2 protein-coding genes and 1 pseudogene are annotated in these 2,915 nt (G+C 34.4%); 2 read left to right on the top strand and 1 reads right to left on the bottom strand.

Going from position 1 to position 2,915, the window contains the following annotated elements; all coding sequences use genetic code 11:
* Together TY19_RS11915 and TY19_RS13045 are read left to right on the top strand one after the other, a co-directional pair.
* Nucleotides 1-1,235 (top strand): hypothetical protein (locus TY19_RS11915; protein ID WP_079979296.1); only part of this gene is annotated, 1,235 nt, incomplete at its 5' end.
* Between the two features lie 189 nt (nt 1,236-1,424).
* Nucleotides 1,425-1,910: pseudogene (locus tag TY19_RS13045) on the top strand (hypothetical protein).
* Between the two features lie 177 nt (nt 1,911-2,087).
* Here TY19_RS13045 and TY19_RS10005 read toward each other — a convergent pair.
* Nucleotides 2,088-2,915: peptidase C39 family protein (locus TY19_RS10005; RefSeq protein WP_042279983.1), on the bottom strand; the 828-nt coding region annotated here is incomplete at its 5' end.

Below are 2,915 nucleotides of genomic sequence, written 5' to 3'. Positions count from 1 at the left end.
CGGGAAATTTTCAAGAAACTCTTCAAGATCCTCTCACTTTGACAAAAAAAGAATTTACTTATCTGGTTAACTGCCTGTTAGATGCTAATTATAAAGTTCCTTTAAAAAAAATTTGTTCTTTCATTCAATTAGCCGACTATTATCAACTGACAGAGGTTGTGAAGAATTTAGAAGAACAGTTGATTGATGGATATAAATTACAAAGGTTGGAGCTATTTGACTCTAACGAAGATAGCCTAATAGAATTAAAAGAACTTTTAAATTTCGCGCAGCAATATCAATTAAACACTTTAAAAAATTATTTAGAACTCACAGTGGTAAGTTCATTATTAAACCAGGCTTCTCATTTAACAGAATTTGAAAAAATTATAAATTACTTTGCAAATGCAATAGAAGGGCTCAATTTTTCAGAAAATGTTTATCTAACAGATATTCATCTCTTAGCATTAAAAAGCTGGGAGCTTACTGACGCTAGATTAGCGCATTTGGCTCCCTTAGTAAATTTACGGCATTTAAATCTGAGTGGGTACATGTCCAATCTCACGGATGCTGGATTAGCGCATTTGACACCCTTAGTCAATTTACAGCATCTGAATCTGCACTGGTGCGATAAGCTCACTGACGATGGATTGGCGCATTTGAGGCCCTTAGTCAATTTACAGCATTTAAATCTGAGTAAGTGCCCTAAGCTCACTGATGCTGGATTGGCGCATTTGACACCCTTAGTCAATTTACAGCATTTAGATCTAAGTTGGTGCCCGCTGAATCTCACCGACGCTGGATTAGCGTATTTGGCTCCCTTAATAGATCTACAGTATTTAAATTTATGTTGCTGCAATGAGCTCACTGACATTGGATTAATGCATTTGACACCCTTAGTCAATTTACAGCATTTAGATCTGAGTGGATGCGATAATCTCACTGACGCTGGATTAATGCATTTGACATCCTTAGTAAATTTACAGCATCTAAATCTGCGTTGTTGCGATAATCTCACTAAAACTGGATTAATGCATTTGACTTCCTTAGTAAATTTACGGCAGTTAGATTTGAGTTGGTACTCGCCCGATCTCAATGAAGCTGGATTACCCCTCTTTAAGACTTCACAGCCTTGGGACGAGCTTTATCATTACAGACATCTTCTTCAAGCTAAATTAGCATATACTAGCTTTTTACGTAGAGGACAGTGGGGTTTGCCTACATCGATACGAATATACTGGATGCTTCTGAATTAGCGCATTTTAAATTCCTAGTAGATAAATCACATTTAGGTTTGTGTTGGTACAAAAACTCTTAATGATGCAGAATACATAAGTATTATTCCCTCAGAAAAAGCTACTAAAATTTAAATAGCAAAAGTCCTCTGCACGATTTAGAACATTTATTTTCCACAACCCATGTTTAACATAACATGAGAGGTCAAAATGGATTTAATCAACTTTTATTATCGTTTAGATGATTTCTTGAAAGTCCTTTGAGCAAAAATGGGATAAACACCTAATTGATCGTGGCAAGACAAAGCGAAGGCCCTAATCTGAATGATCAATTCCAGAGAGGGAGACAATTGTTATTTTATTTCATCAATCGAATGATTGAATATTTAAGCACTTTTATGGTTATGTTACTAAATACTTAGTTAAAAAATTTCCAAACTTAATGAGCAATAGTCGCTTTGTTTATTTAAAGAAGAATCTTTTTATTCCTTTATTTGCTTACCTTTTAGACAAAAAAGTCGAAATAACACAAATTGCTTTTATTGATTCTATATCGATAGATATTTGCCATAATAAACGCATTAAACGGAAAATGATCAATTAAAAAATATTTTTCAATTTGAACAGACACTCCACAGAAACGCCGAAAATTTTTTAATTAATTATTAGCCAGGATTACCCGCCTATACTCATTAACCTAAAAAGCCATCTATAAACTTAGCAGAGCAGCATTGCCTGTTGTTAATGGCTGCCTAAAAACCCAAAATTCAGTTTATTAACCTCCTTCAATTGAATAAGCAATTACTTAAAATCAAAGATTCACAGATGATAGGACAGAAAAATAGTTTACTTATGAAGATTTGATTTAAAATCTTACTGATCAAAAACATAAACGATTCCTTTTCGTCTACCCCAAGCTACTAGAAAATCATCCAAAGCATATGTGACATGGGTTAACTCATTTGTAGAAAACGCTGGATCCATACAAAATACTTCTTGTTTTTTTGAATCATACCCTTTCACCACTAATAGGTGTCCTGACTCATAAGGAAGAGCACTGCCTTTTAATGGTCCTTTTATGCTTACTACAACAGGATATCCTTTACGTAATTGATCAACAATTTGATTAAAATTTGTAAAGCGAGCTACAAAGCAATTCCAAGGATTTCCGAGTTTGTGGGAAGCTTGTGCAGTGTTTAAAATCCAGCTCCCATATATATCGAATGCAGAGTCTATAACGGTATCTGCAAATTCAAGCGGTGAGAGATTCAAAGAATTTGATAAAAACCGTATTACAGCAGTTGTAGAAGTTGGTGAGCATAAACGCAAGTGACGTTCATCGGGTAAAGTAATTTGAGAAAGTCCAGCAATTTCTAAGTTAATGAATATATTTTCGAAAGCGGTTGCACTAACTTTATGTGTAGTATGATCTGTAGCAGAAATATGCAACGTTCTAAATTGCTCTAAAGAAGCATTATCTTTCGCTATTACACGAATTCGGAATCCGTTCGCTTTATTGCCTTTTAGAACCTCAACAATATTTTGACAGACTTGTAAGTTTGCTTTAGATAATTTTTTTTTAAATGTATATTGATCATGGGCACCCCAAAACGCATAATCAAGCCATGGAGACCATTTTTTAATAAACAAACTTACTTGAATTAAGTATGACCCCTCTACTGGCCTTTTTGCATCCCAAGA

Source organism: Candidatus Protochlamydia sp. R18, assembly GCF_000648255.1.
GTDB classification, from domain to species: domain Bacteria; phylum Chlamydiota; class Chlamydiia; order Chlamydiales; family Parachlamydiaceae; genus Protochlamydia; species Protochlamydia amoebophila.
This window is presented reverse-complemented; position numbering and strand designations above follow the sequence as displayed.